General features: G+C 32.8%; 16 protein-coding genes. 3 read left to right on the top strand and 13 right to left on the bottom strand.

Annotated features, from left to right (window positions below):
- Positions 1–26: 26 nt before the first annotated feature.
- From ACRHNM_RS11050 to ACRHNM_RS11040, 3 genes are all read right to left on the bottom strand, one after another.
- Positions 27–1,046 carry a potassium channel family protein gene (locus ACRHNM_RS11050; protein WP_431136533.1) on the bottom strand — a complete coding sequence of 340 codons (1,020 nt, stop codon included), beginning with the start codon at positions 1,044–1,046 and terminating at the stop codon, positions 27–29.
- A gap of 3 nt (positions 1,047–1,049) precedes the next feature.
- A complete protein-coding gene (locus ACRHNM_RS11045) occupies positions 1,050–1,277 on the bottom strand; it encodes a PspC domain-containing protein (protein WP_431136531.1) in 228 nt (75 codons plus the stop codon).
- A 208-nt stretch (positions 1,278–1,485) separates the two neighbouring features.
- Entirely contained in the window at positions 1,486–2,754 is a 1,269-nt protein-coding gene (locus ACRHNM_RS11040; protein WP_431136530.1) for a DUF2851 family protein, read from the bottom strand.
- A 93-nt stretch (positions 2,755–2,847) separates the two neighbouring features.
- Between ACRHNM_RS11040 and ACRHNM_RS11035 the strand changes: the two genes are divergently transcribed.
- Complete coding sequence (locus ACRHNM_RS11035; RefSeq protein ID WP_431136528.1) at positions 2,848–3,375, top strand: CIA30 family protein; 528 nt, start codon at positions 2,848–2,850, stop codon at positions 3,373–3,375.
- Between the two features lie 50 nt (positions 3,376–3,425).
- Here the strand turns inward: ACRHNM_RS11035 and ACRHNM_RS11030 are convergent, their stop codons facing one another.
- Positions 3,426–4,406, bottom strand: a complete 981-nt coding sequence (locus tag ACRHNM_RS11030) for a PLP-dependent cysteine synthase family protein (RefSeq protein WP_431136526.1) — start codon at positions 4,404–4,406, stop codon at positions 3,426–3,428.
- Between the two features lie 67 nt (positions 4,407–4,473).
- Complete coding sequence (locus ACRHNM_RS11025) at positions 4,474–5,712, bottom strand: ABC transporter permease (RefSeq protein ID WP_431136525.1); 1,239 nt, start codon at positions 5,710–5,712, stop codon at positions 4,474–4,476.
- Positions 5,713–5,721: 9 nt separating this feature from the next.
- On the opposite strand from ACRHNM_RS11025, the gene ACRHNM_RS11020 reads away from it, so the two are divergent.
- Entirely contained in the window at positions 5,722–7,026 is a 1,305-nt protein-coding gene (locus ACRHNM_RS11020) for an exo-beta-N-acetylmuramidase NamZ family protein (RefSeq protein ID WP_431136523.1), read from the top strand.
- Between the two features lie 15 nt (positions 7,027–7,041).
- Here the strand turns inward: ACRHNM_RS11020 and ACRHNM_RS11015 are convergent, their stop codons facing one another.
- The 5 genes from ACRHNM_RS11015 to ACRHNM_RS10995 all read right to left on the bottom strand — a co-directional run bounded on the left by ACRHNM_RS11015 (position 7,042) and on the right by ACRHNM_RS10995 (position 10,756).
- Complete coding sequence (locus tag ACRHNM_RS11015; protein ID WP_431136521.1) at positions 7,042–7,437, bottom strand: hypothetical protein; 396 nt, start codon at positions 7,435–7,437, stop codon at positions 7,042–7,044.
- A 154-nt stretch (positions 7,438–7,591) separates the two neighbouring features.
- Entirely contained in the window at positions 7,592–8,251 is a 660-nt protein-coding gene (locus ACRHNM_RS11010) for a hypothetical protein (protein WP_431136519.1), read from the bottom strand.
- A gap of 266 nt (positions 8,252–8,517) precedes the next feature.
- Entirely contained in the window at positions 8,518–9,357 is an 840-nt protein-coding gene (locus ACRHNM_RS11005) for a sterol desaturase family protein (protein WP_431136517.1), read from the bottom strand.
- Positions 9,358–9,362: 5 nt separating this feature from the next.
- Positions 9,363–10,250, bottom strand: coding sequence for a hypothetical protein (locus ACRHNM_RS11000; protein WP_431136516.1), 888 nt, complete (start codon positions 10,248–10,250; stop codon positions 9,363–9,365).
- An 11-nt stretch (positions 10,251–10,261) separates the two neighbouring features.
- Positions 10,262–10,756, bottom strand: a complete 495-nt coding sequence (locus ACRHNM_RS10995; RefSeq protein ID WP_431136514.1) for a YkgJ family cysteine cluster protein — start codon at positions 10,754–10,756, stop codon at positions 10,262–10,264.
- 99 nt (positions 10,757–10,855) lie between these two features.
- Here ACRHNM_RS10995 and ACRHNM_RS10990 point away from each other — a divergent pair, with 99 nt between their 5' ends.
- Complete coding sequence (locus tag ACRHNM_RS10990; protein ID WP_431136513.1) at positions 10,856–11,554, top strand: class I SAM-dependent methyltransferase; 699 nt, start codon at positions 10,856–10,858, stop codon at positions 11,552–11,554.
- A 53-nt stretch (positions 11,555–11,607) separates the two neighbouring features.
- On the opposite strand, the gene ACRHNM_RS10985 is transcribed toward ACRHNM_RS10990, so the two are convergent.
- From ACRHNM_RS10985 to ACRHNM_RS10975, 3 genes are all read right to left on the bottom strand, one after another.
- Positions 11,608–13,224, bottom strand: coding sequence for an amidohydrolase (locus tag ACRHNM_RS10985; RefSeq protein ID WP_431136511.1), 1,617 nt, complete (start codon positions 13,222–13,224; stop codon positions 11,608–11,610).
- A gap of 201 nt (positions 13,225–13,425) precedes the next feature.
- Positions 13,426–15,141 (bottom strand): TonB-dependent receptor, encoded by a 1,716-nt coding sequence (locus ACRHNM_RS10980; RefSeq protein ID WP_431136509.1) that lies wholly within the window; start codon positions 15,139–15,141, stop codon positions 13,426–13,428.
- A 47-nt stretch (positions 15,142–15,188) separates the two neighbouring features.
- Positions 15,189–18,218, bottom strand: coding sequence for a tetratricopeptide repeat protein (locus ACRHNM_RS10975; RefSeq protein WP_431136507.1), 3,030 nt, complete (start codon positions 18,216–18,218; stop codon positions 15,189–15,191).
- Positions 18,219–18,316: the final 98 nt, after the last annotated feature.

Here is an 18,316-nt window from a genome sequence, read left to right as displayed (position 1 = left end):
CATCCTTTGTTAAAATGAAATGTATGTTATTTGATATCGTATAAAGAGTTTAACCTTTCAATCTGTTCTGGCTTACCAAGTACAATGATTTTTGATCCTGATATGAGTTGAGTATCAGCTTCAGGGTTAACAACATATTCGCCCTTTCCATCTTTAAAACCAATTACTGTACATCCTGTTTTTCTTCTTAAGTCTAAATCTTTAATCGTTTTAATTTCAGCTGTATTATACAGTTTATCAACTACAACTTCCTCAATATTAATATTACGTTCACCAACGATACCTAAATTATCTATAAACTCAACTAAATCTGGTATAACCACCAAAGAAGCCATATGATCTCCACCAATTCTATCTGGTAAAATTACATTATTAGCTCCAGCCAATTTTAGCTTTTCATAAGATGTTTCTTGAGATGCACGACTGATAATACTCATATTTCCATTAATTTGTCTTGCTGAAAGCACCACAAATAGATTATCGGCATCGCTAGGTAAAGCTGAAATTAAAGTACTAGCACGTTCAATACCTGCTTGAATTAAAGTTTCATCTTCATTCGCGTTTCCAAATATAAAAGGTAAATTTTCGTCATGATATTTTTCTATAACCTCTTTATTCTTTTCAATAATTACAAAAGGCTTATTATAGGCAGTAAGCTTTCGTGCAGCCTGCTTTCCGTTTCTACCATAGCCACATATAATAATATGATTTTTAAAACTGTCTATTTTCTTTTGCATCTCTTTTTGTTTTAATTCATCCAAATCATTTTTACTCAATATATACTCTGTGATTACTGTAATGGCATAACCTAAAATAATAACACTCGCTAAAATTAAGAAAATGGTAAATATTTTAGCATTATCATCTAGCGGTTGCACTTCACCAAACCCAACAGTAGTAATAGTTATAACTGTCATGTACACTGAATCTACCCAGGAATAGTTAGACATGATTTTAAACCCAAAAACTCCAATAGCCAAAATTAACGTCAGTAAAAATACTGCTGTATAAATCTTAGTTCTAAAAAATTTTATTAGTGGATTCATAGGTTACAAATCAAAAACTGAAGATCTTTTAGTATAAATAATGTCCTTGATTCTTATCCAAAATGCAAAAAAAAGATATAATGCAAAGCCAAACCCTAAGGTTACAAAAGTAAGGTACATAAAGGATGTACGCACTACTTTTGCTCTAATTCCTAAACGATCTGCAATACGTTGACAAACGTAATAGCCTCGCTTTTGAAAATAGTAAAGCATTTGGTAAAAAAATTTCATTATTACAATGTTATGAATTTGAAATGAATTTCATGTTTAGTGTTTGCATTCATTTTGTATTGCAATTTAGTCTTTAGTTTAAAACATTAAAAGTTTATTTGTTTAAAAACCTGTAATTGACCTAATATTTGTTTTATGTATAAATAACAAACAATCAATTTACTTGTATCTTTCTATAAGACTCTTTAACTAGAATCTTTAGTCGAATTCAGGCTAAAAGCGAATTTCCTATGGCACAATTTAAACATTGATGTTTATCACAATATTCAGTTTTTAATTGAACTAATGCCTGAGATTCTAATGCAGATTTTGATACATTTCTAAGTGTATTAAACCCGTTTACGATTGCATTTTTTTCAGGTTGAATAGCTCTAACAATCTCTATAAGCTGCTCGCAATTAGTTTCTCCTTTTTGTTTTAAAAAACTAAACTTAATTGGCAAAATTGTATTGATTAATAGCAAGTCTATAAATGAGTTGGTTAATGATTTTTCAGTTGTTTTAGAGCTCTTTTGAAACGTGTAATGCGTTTTCCAGTATTGAGATGTAGATACTTTAAAAATTTCATAAAATTCTTGAAGAGTGTCAGCAGCAATAACCTTAGGAAATAAGTTGTGCTGCTTGTGATATAAATGTGCTAATTGAGACAAGCGAATGGTTGGAAAATTTGGTGGTCTGAGCCTGAAAAACTGTAAAGGCACTACAAACTCATTAGACAACTGGAACTTTTGTTTTAAAAAGATGTATTCTTTTTTTAGATTTTGGTAATATACCTCCTCATTGTTTTCTTCTAATAGTCCTGCCTGACCAAACAATAATGCTTCTAACGACATTAAATTTGTTTGGTTTTTTCTAATCATTGAAAAGTTGATGGATTTAGATAAGCTAAAAAATGCCTCACCATTGACTTTAAGTCCGAAATTTTTTGTCAGCATTTTAAACAAGACATCTTCCCAGTCATTTTTTGAAGCTTCAAGCAAGTTTTCAATGATTTTTGATTTTCGCTCTAAGCGTTCAAAATATAAGCGTTCCAACCAATGGTTTAGAACAAAATCTTCAATTTGAGCAAAATCACTTTCACAGTTAATCCATTTGACTTTATTAGAAAATAGTTTTTGATAGTTCAGTAATATGTTTGGATTGATAAATTGTTTTAATTCTAAAGTAGGAATGGTCGAATTATCTTTTCTGAAAATATCTGTATCATGCTCGTATACTACATGCAAAATTACATTATCATAAGCCGGATCTAATTCATGAAGATGGACATACCAATCACTGGACTTTATATGAATTTCTACATTTCCTGCCCAGAGCTGCTCTCCTATTTTCAACCTAGCGTTAAAAAAATCTGGACCAGAATTATGATTATGAATTCCAACAGAAATTAAATCTATAGATTCATGCTGTGTCGTTTTGAGATTCAGGATATCAAATTTTTTATATTCCCAAATGTAATGTAGAAAATTTTCTCTCATTGTATAAAAGTAATAAAATACAGGAAAGCAGCAAGGTTTAACGTAAATTTTAGATATTAATCAGATAAGAGTTTGTACTTTATAATAAAAAATATGAGTTTCAAATTAATTTTAATACCTCTTTTAACGCTAGGACATATGACACTTTATGATTTTTCGTCTGAAAGCCATACCAGCGACTGGTATATTTTAGATGATGTTGTTATGGGAGGACGCTCTAACGGAAAATTTAAAATTACCGACGATGGTTTTGGCATGTTCTACGGAAAGGTATCTCTTGAGAATAATGGAGGGTTTTCATCTGTACGACACCAATTCAAGACCAAAGATGTTAGTCGTTATTCAAAAATTAAACTCCGAATCAAAGGTGATGGAAAAACCTATCAGTTTCGACTAAAAAAGAATTCTGAAGACAAGGCATCTTATATTTTTGAGTTTAAAACAAGTGAAGACTGGATGCTTATTGAAATTCCATTTTCGGAGATGTATCCAGGTTTTCGTGGACGACGTTTAAATCAGCCTAATTTTGAAGGCGACATTATGTCTGAGATTGCCTTTCTAATAGGTAATAAAAAGCCTCAAGATTTTCAGTTATTGATAGATACGATTGAGTTGAAATAACAAAACCTGAAGTGACCTCCAGGTTTTGCGTATATTAACTTTTATTTAGACTAATCGATATAGCCCATTTTCTTCATCCATTCGTTGTTGAACATTTTTCCGACATAGCGACTTCCATGATCGTGGAATAAAACCACAACGACATCATCTTTTGTAAAATATTCTTTTAACTGCAAAACGCCCTTAATAGCTGCACCTGCAGAATTTCCTAAAAACATCCCTTCTTCTTTTGCCAGTAACTGTGTATAAACAGCAGCATCTTTATCGGTTACTTTAGTAAAACCGTCAATGATTGAAAAATCTACATTTTCTGGAAGAATATCTTCACCAATACCTTCAGTTACGTAAGGGTAAATTTCTTTTTCATCAAACTCTCCTGTTTCGTGGTATTTTTTAAAGACACTTCCATAAGTATCCACTCCCCAGACTTTTACATTCGGATTTTGTTCTTTTAAGTATTTACCAACACCTGAAATTGTTCCTCCAGTGCCAACTCCAACAATAAAGTGCGTTATTTTACCATCGGTTTGTTTCCAGATTTCAGGACCTGTACTTTCATAATGTGCTTTAGCATTACTGGGATTATCATATTGATTCACATACCAGGAATTTGGTGTTTCTTCTCCTAGTCGTTTTGATACAGAATAATAACTTCGTGGATCATCAGGTTCTACATCTGTAGGACAAACAACAACCTCAGCACCAACAGCGCGTAAAATGTCCATTTTTTCTTTAGATTGTTTATCACTAATCACAAAAATACATTTGTAGCCTTTCACAATCGCTGCCAATGCCAATCCCATTCCTGTATTTCCTGAAGTTCCTTCAATAATAGTTCCTCCTGGCTTTAAACGACCGTCAGCCTCTGCATCTTCAATCATTTTTAATGCCATACGATCTTTTACTGAGTTACCAGGATTAAAGGTTTCATATTTTGATAGTACCAAACAAGGCAATTCAGCTGTGAGCTTATTTATTTTTACCAAAGGTGTATTACCTATCGTTTCTAATATATTTTCTGCGTAATCCATAAATATTGTTTTGCTGTGCAAAAATAGATATTTAAACTGGAAACGAAAGTGTTTTTTTAGTTAAGGATTATTCAAATCGAATTGCCTTAACCGGAGAAATTTTTGTGATAATTACTGAAGGAATCATGAGCATAAGAAAACAGGCAACAAATGTTCCGATATTTAATAGAATGATATGGTCTAAACCCATATAAACAGGAATAACAGACACATAATACTGTTCAGGATCTGGAAATTTGAGCAGACTAAATTGTTGTTGAATAAACAGCAACCCCAAGCCAATAACATTTCCCCAAAACAATCCTAAACATATCAAATAGGTAGCATTGTAGAGAAACACTTTTCTAATACTCCAGTTAGAACTCCCTAAAGCTTTAAGGATTCCAATCATTTGAGTGCGTTCTAAAATGAGAACCAGAAGTGCGGTAATCATGTTAATTCCGGCAACAATAATCATAATAGCTATGATTCCATACGTATTATTGTCGAAAATTTTAATCCATTCAAACGTGGTATAATATTTCTCTTCAATAGTTTGTGTATTTAAATTGGAAGGTGTTGCTGCTCTAATTTTCGTATCCATTTCCCGCAACTTATTATAATCATCAATAAACACTTCAAAATTGCCGATTTGATTAGGATTCCATTTATTTAAGCGTTGTACATGACGAATATCTCCTATCATAAATGTTTTATCAATCTCCTGAAATCCAGAACTAAAAATACCAACAATTTTAAACTGTCTTATAAACGGAGGATCTTCTATATTGTCTTTACCAAAAACCATTTGGAACGAATCTTCAACCTTAAAATGAAGTCGGTTCGCTAGGTAACTTGAAATAAGCACTTCATTGTGCAACTCATTTGAATAATCAGGCACACTACCTGTTATTAAAAAATCTTCCAGATACGACCAATCGTAATCTTTTCCTACACCTTTTAAAACAGTTCCTTCAAAATCAGTTTCAGTTCTAATCACACCAAATTTTGTGGCTACTGCCTGAATGTGTTTAACACCAGCAACAGTATTAAAGTTTGGATAAAACTCTTGTTCAGTAGCTACTGGAAACTCAGATTCGTTTGACGAATTGGTATCGTAGTTATTAATTGTTAAATGACCATTAAACGCAATGACCTTTTCTCGTACCTTCTTTTGAAGCCCTAAACCAGTAGCAATAGCAATAAGCATCACGATTATACCAATAGCAATGGCTGTGATTCCAATTTTTATTATTGGAGCCGAAACACTACTTTTATACGCTTTACTACCAATAATGCGTTTAGCTATAAAAAACTCGTAATTCAAAATTTAAATATGCGTTTATCGATATTCAAAAATAGGGTTTTCCCAATAATAATTATACTTGTTTCGATTCTGATTTCCTGTGGATCGAAATCTAAAGATAATTTAACTCAGAATAACGAGATCCTGAATCAAGTTCATGATGACAATCTCACAATTGCTGACAATAATATAATTGTTGGTGCAAATCGATTAGAAGACTATTTGCCTTTATTAAAAGGAAAACAAGTTGGTGTTGTAGCGAATCAAACCAGTGTGATTTTTAAATCAGATACAAACACATACATTCATTTGGTAGATTCTTTATTGACTTTAGGAATTGATCTTAAATACGTATTTGCGCCAGAGCATGGCTTTCGTGGTACTGCAGATGCTGGTGAACATATCAAAGATAGTATAGACAAAAAAACAGGTGTGTCTATTATTTCAATTTATGGCGATAATAAAAAGCCAAAACTTCAGTACTTAAAAGAGACTACAACGCATGAAGAGGACATCGAACCTGAAATTCCTGCCATTGATATTATGGTTTTTGACATTCAGGATGTTGGTGCTCGATTCTACACCTATATCTCTACATTACACTATGTTATGGAAGCTTGTGCTGAAGCCAATATTCCTGTTCTTATTTTAGACAGACCTAATCCAAATGGGCATTATATTGATGGACCTATTTTAGAAATGGCAAACAAAAGCTTTGTTGGTATGCATCCCATTCCTGTGGTTCATGGGATGACTATTGGAGAGTATGCTCAAATGATAAATGGTGAAACATGGTTACATAACAAAATCACCTGTAATCTAACAGTCATTCCTGTTAAAAATTACTCACATCATAAACCCTATAGCTTACCTATAAAACCATCGCCTAATTTACCTAATGATATTGCTATAAGCTTATATCCTAGTTTATGTTTTTTTGAAGGCACAAATGTAAGTGCTGGTCGTGGTACTTCCAATCAGTTTCAAGTATATGGAAGTCCGTTTTTAAACAAGGATAACTATACATTCCAGTTTACTCCACAATCAAATGAAGGTGCTAAATATCCAAAGCATAAAGGCGAATTATGTTATGGGGAAAATCTCAAAGATGTTAAACCACTAAATCAGATTAATCTAAACTATTTAATAAAGGCTTACAAAAATTCGGTTAAGAAAGACGAATTCTTCAATAGCTTCTTTATTAAATTAGCAGGAACCAAACAATTACAACAACAAATAGAAGATGGTGTTTCTGAAAAAGACATCAGAAACTCCTGGTCAAAAGGGCTTTCAGAGTTTAAAAAAACGAGAGCAAAATATTTGATTTATGAGTAATCGCTAATTAGAAAACTACTTATTTTTAGACACCAATTTATCATCTTCCATAGCTAACAACACAGAGTTGTCTCTTAATATTTTAACAACAAATACAATACGTACAGGAGATTGTACAGCCACAAAAACATGTTTGCCTTTACTTAATTTTTTTAAGGGAATTTTGACAGATTTGTCTTTAACAGCAAGATCGATCTCTCTTTTGTAACTCATATTAACAGCATACACTTTATTGATTAATGTATTACTTTGAAGTACGAGTGTGTCTTTAGTTGCATTTAATTTTTGAATCAATCCTTTAGCTCTCACATTGACATTTTTCTCTAGAATGGCAAAATCATTTTGAGCTTGAAGGCGCCTAAAAGAAGAACCTATTAAAACAAAAAAGATTATAATATAAACTGTTTTCATGTGCAAACGCTGTTAACGTCAACATTAAATCAATAGCTTAATTATAATCCCTGAGACTAAAACTAAGACACTTCAGGTATTTGCACACAAAAAAACCTATGAAAGGTCAATAAAACCGAAGTATGGAAATTTTCTTACAATTAACAACTATCATTTAGTTATCATCATAAGGTTTTCCATTAGGTCTTAAGTTATTGCGTCTGTAATCTGCTCTAGTTTGAACATGATCTCTATCAACATCTGAAATGTTATAGGCTTTTGAAAAATAGTCCATACCATTTTCAAAATCTAAATCACTTCCGTTAGAAGCAACATTTAAATTAGTGGTATCATATTCTAATTCTATACCATCAATGTCATTTAGTGCAACACCATCGATATCATCTGATAACACTTCAGAATCATTTAAGGCCACTGCGTCAGTTTCTATACCATACATAGAATCGAACGGTAATACTCTTTCGATTTGAAATACAATAATTTTGTCTGCCTGATAAAACATAACAGTGTATTTTCCTAAAGGTAATTCGTCTAAGGGAATTTTTGCACTTTTTACTGCTGGCTTAAAATCAAATACTTTTTCGGCTTGATTACTAATAAAACGTACTCTCTTGAAAAGAAATTTGTTTTTTAATAACAATGAATCTTGCGTACTAGATAAATCGTGATTTAAATTATAAGCTAAAGGATTCACATTTTTTCTAATCGTAGTGTAAGTGTCTTGTGCTAAGAGGCTACTATTAAAAAACAATGCAAATAAAACGAGACCTATAAGGCCGTGAATTGGCATGCCAATTGTAGTAATCTTGTTCATGATTGGGGTCATTTAAAGGTTAACTAAAAATCAATCTCTCAGCATCTTTACATCACTGAGCGATTGTATGTAATTATATTCAAATGTATGCCTAGAAAAACACCAAGAACAAGAATTTAGGTGAATACCAACAAAGAGTCGATGAATGAAAGCAAATGATAAAAAAAAGCGACGAACTACATGGTTTTGAGCAATTTATAACTGAGAGCACTGTTCGCAAATCCTTAAAAATGAGCACTTAATCGATAACAAAGCAGCACTTTTACTTATTCTGAAGGATCAATTGTGGTCGGTTTTCTGTATTTATGAAACGGTTGTTTAAGAAGTGCTCCAATCTTTCCGTTAGCATCTTCATCTGGAAACGTATCCACGCCATAAACTATCAATTTGGGATCCAGTTTCATGTAAGTTCCAAAGAGTCTATCCCAAACAGAAAAGATATTTCCGTAATTACTATCTGTATATGGTAATTTATAGTGATGGTGCACTTTATGCATGTTTGGAGATACTATAAGATAACTGAGCACATCATCAACTCGTTTTGGAAGCTTGATATTAGCATGGCTAAACTGAGTTGCTACTAAGGATAAGGACTGGTATAAAAACACAATATATATAGGTGTACCAACAATAAACACACCAGCAAGTGTGAAAGCAAACCTGATAACGCTTTCAAGTGGATGATGTCTATTAGCTGTGGTTGTGTCGACATGATGATCTGAGTGATGCACTAAATGTATCATCCATAATGGTTTTACTTTATGCTCTACATAATGCGCCAGATAAGCACCAATAAAGTCTAAAAGCAATACGCCTAACAACACATAAGCCCATAAAGGAAGGTTTGGTATCCAGTTAATAATTCCAAACTGATTTTCTTTTACCCAATCAGCGCTTCCCAATAACAAAAACGCCAACCCAAAGTTTATAATAACCGTTGTTAATGTAAAAAAGATATTAGGTAAGGCATGTTTCCATTTCTTATATTTAAAATTGACTAATGGCAATGAACCTTCCAGAAGCCAAAAAAATGTTAGTCCGCCAACCAGAATTAAACTTCTGTGTAGCGAAGGAATGGTTTCAAAATAATTAATAAGTGTCTCCAAAGTATCTAAAACTTATTTTTTATAATTAAATTGCTCATCTTCAAATTTACTAAAGAAACTTTACTTCTCCACTCACTGGCATTAGTTTCATCTTTTAAAAGCAGGTATGAGGTGAAATATAAAAAGGCAACTAAAGCGTCATCAGAAGCGTCAATTTTTGAAGTATCGATTCTTTTCAATTGTCTTAAAACTTTTTTGGCCTTTCCTAAAACTAATGTTTGTTTTATGGATTGCAATTCAATTTTTTGATTTAATTCTTCTGAATTATCATTTGCCATGTAATTTTCAGCCTCTTTCAAGTAATAACCAGACAACTTAACTATTTCAGGTCGAATCTCATCATTAACAAGAACCGCATAATCAATATATTTTGAAGCCAAACGATACGCTGTATTAAAATCCTGCTGGATTCTATAATTAGCTAATTCTGCTTTCAAAAAAGAGGTCTCTAAGGCGTATTTGGTTACAAATTTTGCAAAGTCTAAGTAATCATAATATACAATGGTTGTATTGAGAATATTTCCATTTACATCCATGATTTTTATAGTATCATCATTAAATTTATCGATATAAAGCTGACTTCGTTGTCCTTTAATCTCATTTAGTAATGCCTCATAATTATGCTCATTAATAATTACTGGCACAAAATGCTTCCAGACGATTTCATTTAAGCTTTCGTTACTGAATAAATCATCTACAACAGCATCACCCTTTTCATTTTTAATTAAAACAGGATACTCCTGAAATGAGGCATTTTCCCATACTGCAAAAATCAATTTATCCTGAACAAAAGCAAGACTTTTTGCGACTTCTAATGATGTCATCCATTCCTGAGATTGGCAGATTGAAAGTGATCCGAAGAAAAACAAACAAATAAGCACTATCTGTTTCATAAGCTATGATTTTATACTTTAATACGTTGCTTCATGGCTTCAACTATATGATAAGCTGCAGGACAAATGGCAACATTTTTTAATGTTAAGTTTGATATTTGCTGAAACTTTTTCCGGTCTGTATGTGGAAATTCACGACATGCTTTTGGTCTTACCTCGTAAATTGAGCAATAATTATCTGTTCCAAGGAACGTACAAGGAACGGACTGCAACACATAATCGTTTTCTTCATCTAACCTTAAATAGGCATCAATAAATGGTTGTGGTTTCATCTTGAAATGTTTAGCAATACGTTCAATATCTTTTGTTGTAAATAATGGTCCTGTGGTTTTACAACAATTAGCACACTCTAAACAATCTGTACGCTCAAATTCAGCATCATGAAGCTCTTGCATGATATAATCTAATTGTTTTGGTGGCTTTTTTTTAAGCTTTGAAAAGAAGGTTTTATTTTCCTTATGTTTATCTTTGGCGAGCTTAGGAAGATTGTTTATATAGTCTTGCATAGTGTAAATTTAATGTAATTTGTCATTCTAAACAACGTGAAAACCTAAAGTTTATTAGATGTTTCGACTGCGCTCAACATGACACAAAATTCAAAAACCTTGAAAGATTTATTCGGAAATGCTTTACGTGATTATCACAACAATAATTACACCGAAGACCTTATCACGTCTACAAACATCTCAGGAAATGATGAGTTACCGCTTTCATATTTGTTTCGTTCATTTTCTGAAATGCCTAAACTTGAACAAAAGGCGTTGCAACTAGCCAAAGGAACTGTTTTAGATGTAGGTTGTGGTTCTGGAAGTCATAGTTTGTATCTTCAAGAGAAGGGTTTTGAGGTGAAAGCCATAGATATTTCTGAAGGAGCAGTTGAAGTTGCAAAAAGCAGAGGTGTAAAACACATACAATTGAAATCACTTTTAGATGAAACAGAAACATTTGACACCATTCTTTTACTTATGAATGGTACAGGAATATTTCAGGAGTTATCGCAAATTTCCACATATTTAAACCATTTGAAATCCTTATTAAATCCTAATGGACAAATACTTATTGATTCTTCGGATATACAATACATGTATGAAGATGATGATGGTGGACTCTGGATAGATACTAATGCAGATTATTATGGCGAATTAGATTATTTCTTAAGCTATAAAAATGAAGATGAAGTACCAATGAAATGGTTATATCTCGATTTTGAGCGTTTACAGTTAGCTTGTGAATCGGTTGGCTTGAAATGTAAAAAAGTGATGGATGGTGAACATTATGATTATTTGGCGAAACTATACACTTAAATAAAAACAATATGATGTGGATTCCGCATCAAGTGCAGAATGACAAATAACATCTATTGCTCTTCACCACCAACAAAAGTTTGCTCTACTTTAGTGCTTGGGATCTCCTTTAAATCAACGGTCATAATATCTTTGTCTATGACAATAAAATCGGCAAATTTACCAGCTTCAATACTTCCTTTTTCGTTCTCTTCAAAATTAGAATAGGCTGCCCAAATGGTCATTCCTTTTAAAGTTTCTTCTCTTGACAATCCATTTTCCTTTTGAAATCCACCTTTAGGATACTGTTCTAAATCTTGTCTTGCTACTGATGCATAAAACGTTAAAAACGGACTCACGTGTTCTACCGGAAAATCGGTTCCTAAAGCCACTTTTCCGTAGGCATTTAATAATTGTTTGTAAGCATAAGCACCTTTAACGCGCTCACTGCCTAAGCGATCTTCTGCCCAATACATATCACTTGTAGCATGTGTTGGCTGAATGGATGGCATCACATTTTTATACAATTCAAAATCTTCGGGAGAGACTACTTGCGCATGTTCAACTCTCCATCGTCTATCAGGCTTATTGGTTAATACTTTATTATAAGTTTGCAAAACAGCACGATTAGCCGAATCACCAATGGCATGTGTATTCATTTGATATTCTGAATTTGCAATTCGTTCGGCATTTTTATGAAACGTTTCCAAATCGGTTACTAATAACCCGAAATGATTTGGTTGGTCACTGTAAGGCTGTCTCAACATGGCTCCTCTTGAACCCAAAGCGCCATCAGCATAGAATTTAAAGGAACGCACGTTAAGTCTATCGGTTTTAATAATGCCTTTGTTAAGGTAATAGTCAATGTTTTTTTCACTATGTGATACCATAGCATACACTCGCATTTTTAAGTCTCCTGTATTCTGTAAACTATCAATGATTTCAATAGAATATTGATCTAATCCAGCATCATCAACAGTTGTTAAACCTAAATCAAAACACATGTCTTGAGCAACCAATAAAGCTTCTACTATATCTTCTCTTGTATATTCTGGCCAATGATTCCACACCAATGAGGCGGCATTATCAACTAAAACGCCTGTTAGTTCTCCATTTTCAATCACTACTTCTCCTCCATCAACATTACTATTAATAGTGACACCTCCAAGATCTAAAGCAGCTTGATTACATAAAGTAGCGTGACCATCAATACGTGTTAATGCAATAGGTGTTTTAGGAAATAATTTGTCTAACAATTTTTTATTCGGAAACGCTTTCTCTTCCCAATCATTTTGATCCCAACCTCTTCCTGCAATATAATCTTGTTGTTTTCCATTTTGAAAATCTAACACACGTTTCACGACGTCTTCAAAACTTTCCGTTCCAACCAAATCGACATCTTGTTGGTCCAGACCTAGTCCTAAAAAATGGCAATGTGCATCAATAAAACCCGGAACAATGGTTTTGCCCTGAGCGTTAATTATATTTTCTGAAGCATACTTAGATTGCATATCGCTTGAAGTTCCTACATCTAAAAATTTTCCGTCCTTTACAGCAAAGGCTTCTGCTTTACTGAACTCGTTATTGACAGTATAAACATTTGCATTAATGATGATGGAATCTACTTGTACTTTTTCTTCGGAACAAGAAATACAAAGGGTTAAAAGCAGAAGGATGGTTAGGTTTTTCATTGAATATTAGTTTTGCACTTAAAAATTAGGTCTCGACTTACGTCGTAAGCTATCTTCGCTCAAAATATATTTTGATCTCAATAATGCTCGACCTGACAGTGTATAAAAATACAAAAAGCATTCAATTCAATGAGAACGAATGCTTTTTAAAAATTTATACTCTATATGAGATCCTGAATCAAGTTCAGGATGACATCAACGTCAGAAATCAAATTGATACGTCGCTCCTGCTAAAAACTGAATGCCTTGTACAGGATAATTTAACCAACGGTTATAATTTTGATTGGCAATATTATTGACTTTTGCAAAAGCCGATAACTGATCATTTATTTTATAACCAATATGAGCATTCACATCGAAGAAACTGTCAAGAGTAATTGTTTTTGGTGCATCTATTAGAACTAAACTTTGCTCGACAATAAACTGATCTTTACGTTCGCCTACAAAAAATAAATTAGCTCCAGCAAACCAATGCTCATCAATCTGGTAATCTAAAAATAAGGATGCTTCAATATCTGGTAAGTTCCAGGCTTCAGTTTCTTGATCTGTATCATACCCAAAATACTCCGCTTTTAATGCCAAATTGAAATTTCGGTTGATGTCCACGTTTAATTCTCCAGCAATCGAGAAGGTGCTTATGTCATCGTAAACAACTCCTAAAGAATTTCCTAATTGGTAATTCTTTTCTGCTGTTCCTAAGACTGGGTTTGATTTAAATAAAGCTCTGTTATTATCTGCAAAATAGTTTCCGTTGATGTTATAGCTCAAGCTATTTGACAACTTGCCTTTAAGTCCGATAGACGCATTATAGGTTTGATCTGTTGGCGCAACAAATAACGTAGGTGATACAAACGGATTTTCTTGAGCAAAGTCGTAATAAGAATTTTGAATCAATCCACCTTCAATACTTCCATAAGCAATCATTAATTCATCTACAACTCTGTAACTTGCTGTTATATCTGGATAGACAAAAAACTTACTTTCACCAGCTTCAATGTCGTTAAAATACACCAAATTAACTCCTAAATTTACAGTAAGGTCATCTTGTTTCATTTGGTAACTTGGTGTAATGCCAATATTAAAATTACCATAATTTAATTCTTCATCTACATAATAATTTCTATCAAATGAACCACCTAAATAATCAAAAGTCACCTCAGTATTAATAAGCTCGCTACTTACAGGAATATCAAAACCTGATTTTAAAATGAAACGATTTTCTCCTGAATCCTGATCATCTCCAAAACGTCTGTACAATACACTTCCTTTATTAATAATGGCATCTTCAAAATTGATATGACCACCAAAATTAGCAGTATAGAAAGAATGATCAACATCAAAAGCATCCATATCCTGATCTGGAAGTCCATACCAATTGTAAGTCTGCAATTGAAATCCACCTTCCACTTTCCATGATAAATCTCTTAACTTCTGACTGTAATGTGCGTTCAATCCTGTTTCAGAAAAGTTATTATCAAAATTCACACCTTCAATATCTCCAGCCGAAGAATGGTGACTAATATAACCACCAACACGTTCGGTATTACTTAAAGCGTGATTGAGATATACTTCACCTAAAATAGTGGTGTATGTTCCAACTCCTAAAGACGCATAGTTATCGTATAACTTTACAGCTTTTTCTTTATCTACAGTTGCTGCTTTTCCTTTTGCAGGTGTAAATGTTGAAGCTACAGGAATTGAAAAGATATTGTATTTGACATCTTTTTTCTTAGCCGTTGTAGAATCGTTCAAGCTTGGTGTTTCTTTGATTTTAAACGCATCGGAAATTTTAGGTGTATACGGTTTTACAACGTTTACTGTTCCAGCATCAATAGTATCAGTTTCACGTTCTTGTGCAACAGTCGTAATAACACTTCCTATGAGTATTGAAATAATTAATATTTTCTTAAACATCATTATTATTCTTCTTATTAATTGATGAGATTCCTGTCTGCGTAGGAATATTAGTTTTGTTCGGTTTCAGTTTCAACTGAAGCATTTGTTTTAGCTTCTTCAGCTTTAATGGTATTTAATTCGGCTTGTGCTTCTAAAACCACATCGTCAAATTCTGCAAAATTCGTGATCACACTTTCTAGGATATAAGTCGCCTGAAAAGCATCTCCCAAAGCATAAAAATTCTTAGCCATAAGCACCAAACCTTTAGCACTATAATATTTATAACTACTATAATCTTTAGCTAATTTCTGGACGATTGTATTTGAAGCTTCATGTTTAGCTTCTTTATGCTTAAAATACGCGTTGTAGTATAAGGCTTCTGCAGCAAGAATTCCATTTGCAATACTTTCTACTTTGGCATAAGCTCTTTTCGCTTTGTCTTCATCTCCAGTTTTCATTGCAGAACGTGCTATGATAACTTGAGCATCACTCTTTACTTTGTTATCTAATTTAGAATTCTGAAGTGTTTTTTCAGCGTAATTCACAGCATTGTTATAATCTTCAGTTTGATAATAAGCATTCATCAAATTGGATTGTGCGTAAGTGATATTCTGAGGATAATCAGCATCAACTTCTAAGCGTTTTAATAATGGAATGGCTTTATTCCAGTTGGAATTATTAAGATAAATTTCTGATAATTTTACGATAGCCTGTTCAGTAAACTCCCCTTTTTGTGTGTCAATGACATACTGATAATGAGGAAGTGCATTTTCTGGCAATTGCTTTTTAGAATACAGTTCTGCCACATAAAAATGCGACTTTAAAGCGTGAATTCCGTTTGGAAATTCATTTAAATATTTATTAAGCTGGCGAATGGCTGCATCTGTATTATTATCTAAATATTGTTTTTCTGCTGCTAAATAAGACGTATTGTCCAGTTCAGCATCGGTAACATCTACATAATCCAAAGTTTTTACCCAAGCCGCATAATCGTCAACACGTCCTAAATCGATATATATCAAACGTGCTGTAGAAACGGCTTGATTAGCTTCGTCTGTTGACGGAAAATCTTTAGCAACTTTTTTAAACTTAGTCAATGCTCTTTCATTATCATTAGAATTGTAATATGATAACCCTTGGCGCAATAAAGCTTTTGAAATAAAAACGCTTTTGGGGTATTCTGAATTGAGCCTGTCGTAGATTGCCATAGCTTTACTCTTTTCGTCAGATTTTATAAAAGAATTTGCAAGTTCGTACATAGCATCATCACGTAAAGATGATTTTGAAAATTCTTTTATAAAGGTTTCTAATCCTTTTATTTTTTTTGATCCTTGACCAATATAACCGTAGCTCATTGTTTTTTGAAAGTATGCATAATCTGATTCGATTTCACTGAGTTGAATAGCTTCATCATAAGCTACAATAGCATCCTTATAATTACTTGACACAAAATGACCATCTCCTAGCCTCAAATAAGCATCGTTGAGCCTTAACTTATCGTCTTTGTGATGATTGATAAATTTCTGAAAACTCACAGTGGATTGGTCATAGTTTTTCAACTTAAAATACGTGTATGCTATGTTGTAGTCGATGTTCTTCATTTCATCAACTTGAGACGCTTCACTTTGCTGTAGAAATTGTTTAAAACCAATTAAAGCCTCATCAAAATTATTGAGGTGATAATCAGTTTCTGATTTCCAAAATAGCGCTCTGGTAGTAAAAACCGGATCTTTTGCTTCTTTAACTGAAGCATCAAACAGGGTTTTAGCATCGTTGTAATTACCTTCGTTATAAACCTCAACTCCTCTGTAGAATGCTACTTTTTGATAAGCTAACCGATTTTCAAAACTCTTTTTATTCTTTAAAAGTTTAAGCGCTTCTTTATAATTTCTAGAGGTAATGTAAGAGTCTATCAATAAGGTTTCTATGTCATCTTTGTAATTGGTATCTGGATATTTCTCTAAATAGCTTGTTAAAACCTGAGGAACTGATTGGTATGGATTACCAATTTCGTAACTGATTTTTGCATAATTTAACCAAGCATCTTCCTGAATTTGTAAGTCAAAGTCCATTTGAGAAGCATTTCTAAAAGCATTTAAAGCCTCTTGCTTTTTATCTAGATTAATATAACTTTCTCCCAAATGGTAATAGGCATTTTGGGCAACTGCATTCTTTCCATCTATAATTTTATTGAATTCAGAAATGGCTTTTTCAAAATCATTTTGCTTGTAATACGCATAACCTAATTGGTAATAATCCGTATTATTCCATCGTCCACGATTGCCTTTATAAGCTTTTAAATATGGAATCGCTTCAGCATAGTGTTCTAAGTTAAAATAGCTTTCTCCTATAATTTTAGACAATTGTGATTGTTCTTGCGGACTACTACTATCAACCTGATCTTTTGCTAATTCAATGGCCTTTTCAAATTTACCTAACTTGAAGTTTAAATCGGCCTGATAATAAGATAGCTTTTCTTTGTATTTCTCATTGTCGCTTACCTGATCGAAATACTCATTAGCAGTATCGTAATCGTCGCCTTCATAAGCCATAAAGCCAATATAATATTTGGCTTGCGAACCGTATTCTTTAGAATTAACCACACGATTTAAATACTTATTTGCTCCTGTTTCATCACCAGTTGCATATAAGGTATAACCAAAATTAAAATTGAATTTATCACGTTCAGCACGAGCCATACTATTTTCATCTACTTTGTCATACCACTTTCTGGCATAGGCATATTTTCCGTTAGCAAAATAATAATCGGCTACATCTAAAAATGCGGTATTTCGTTTTGTACTCGTTGGATAATTATCTACAAAATCTTGTATCAAATCATCTGCGTTTTTCTGATTTAAACGCACTGCACAATTGGCTATATAATAGGCACAATCAGATTCAATAGTGGTATTTTCAGCCTCATTTTTGATGGTTTCAAATAAGGATTGGGCTGCTTGAAACTGCTTATTATTATAAAGTGTTAATGCTTTTTGATACTCTACCAAATCATTTGTGTATGTGGCAGATTGCTGTGCTTGCAGGTATAAACTACATAAGAAAAAAGTAAGCAAAAAACTTAGTTTTCTGAAAGTCATTGGGTTCGATTTTTAATTGATGACAAAAATAATTTATCTGCAATCTATAACGCAATAATCGTGCTATAATTATACACAGACTTATTAAAAAGACAACT

The organism is Psychroserpens mesophilus, from assembly GCF_050617655.1.
Classification (GTDB): domain Bacteria; phylum Bacteroidota; class Bacteroidia; order Flavobacteriales; family Flavobacteriaceae; genus Psychroserpens; species Psychroserpens mesophilus_A.
The sequence above is the reverse complement of the archived record's forward strand: the minus strand, read 5'-3'. Positions and strand labels throughout refer to the sequence as shown.

Bases quoted from the DNA above. Each gene is read 5' to 3' on its own strand.
- ACRHNM_RS11050 (WP_431136533.1), bottom strand. From the start codon at position 1,046: ATGAATCCACTAATAAAATTTTTTAGAACTAAGATTTATACAGCAGTA.
- ACRHNM_RS11045 (WP_431136531.1), bottom strand. From the start codon at position 1,277: ATGAAATTTTTTTACCAAATGCTTTACTATTTTCAAAAGCGAGGCTAT.
- ACRHNM_RS11040 (WP_431136530.1), bottom strand. From the start codon at position 2,754: ATGAGAGAAAATTTTCTACATTACATTTGGGAATATAAAAAATTTGAT.
- ACRHNM_RS11035 (WP_431136528.1), top strand. From the start codon at position 2,848: ATGAGTTTCAAATTAATTTTAATACCTCTTTTAACGCTAGGACATATG.
- ACRHNM_RS11030 (WP_431136526.1), bottom strand. From the start codon at position 4,406: ATGGATTACGCAGAAAATATATTAGAAACGATAGGTAATACACCTTTG.
- ACRHNM_RS11020 (WP_431136523.1), top strand. From the start codon at position 5,722: ATGCGTTTATCGATATTCAAAAATAGGGTTTTCCCAATAATAATTATA.
- ACRHNM_RS11015 (WP_431136521.1), bottom strand. From the start codon at position 7,437: ATGAAAACAGTTTATATTATAATCTTTTTTGTTTTAATAGGTTCTTCT.
- ACRHNM_RS11010 (WP_431136519.1), bottom strand. From the start codon at position 8,251: ATGAACAAGATTACTACAATTGGCATGCCAATTCACGGCCTTATAGGT.
- ACRHNM_RS11000 (WP_431136516.1), bottom strand. From the start codon at position 10,250: ATGAAACAGATAGTGCTTATTTGTTTGTTTTTCTTCGGATCACTTTCA.
- ACRHNM_RS10995 (WP_431136514.1), bottom strand. From the start codon at position 10,756: ATGCAAGACTATATAAACAATCTTCCTAAGCTCGCCAAAGATAAACAT.
- ACRHNM_RS10985 (WP_431136511.1), bottom strand. From the start codon at position 13,224: ATGAAAAACCTAACCATCCTTCTGCTTTTAACCCTTTGTATTTCTTGT.
- ACRHNM_RS10980 (WP_431136509.1), bottom strand. From the start codon at position 15,141: ATGATGTTTAAGAAAATATTAATTATTTCAATACTCATAGGAAGTGTT.
- ACRHNM_RS10975 (WP_431136507.1), bottom strand. From the start codon at position 18,218: ATGACTTTCAGAAAACTAAGTTTTTTGCTTACTTTTTTCTTATGTAGT.